At 42.6% G+C, this 444-nt stretch carries 1 protein-coding gene; it reads left to right on the forward strand.

The window, feature by feature from the left end; genetic code table 11:
- Positions 1 to 289: GNAT family N-acetyltransferase (locus HC175_RS18740; RefSeq protein WP_168139711.1), on the forward strand; the 289-nt coding region annotated here is incomplete at its 5' end.
- Positions 290 to 444: the final 155 nt, after the last annotated feature.

Raw genomic sequence — 444 nt, forward strand, 5'->3', positions numbered from 1 at the left:
AGGCGGAGCAGGGATCGCTCCGTTAGCGAATGGGGACAGCAAAATTTGTGAGCTTCAAAAAATGTATTTTTTACCTGCAATAAGAGGAAAAGGTGCCGGCGCCGAAATGATGCATAAGTGCCTCAATTTCGCAAAACAGGAAGGTTTTGAAAAATGTTATCTGGAAACCATGCCTTACATGGAGCATGCCCAAAAACTGTATGCCCGCAGCGGATTCAGAAAACTTGAAGGTCCTTTGGGAGATACCGGTCACTATAATTGTTCGGTGTGGATGATAAGAGATCTTTGATCTCAAATTTCAATTTTCAAGCACCAAATTCCAATTCCCCTCCTGTCCCGTAGGAATAACAGATCCTGCTCTCATTTCACACTAAGCTCCCCAAGCTTTAAAGAAGTACACAAAATAATGCCTTGTTAGAAGGAGTGGGAAAATTAATCGTGCAT

Source organism: Salinimicrobium oceani (genome assembly GCF_012037645.1).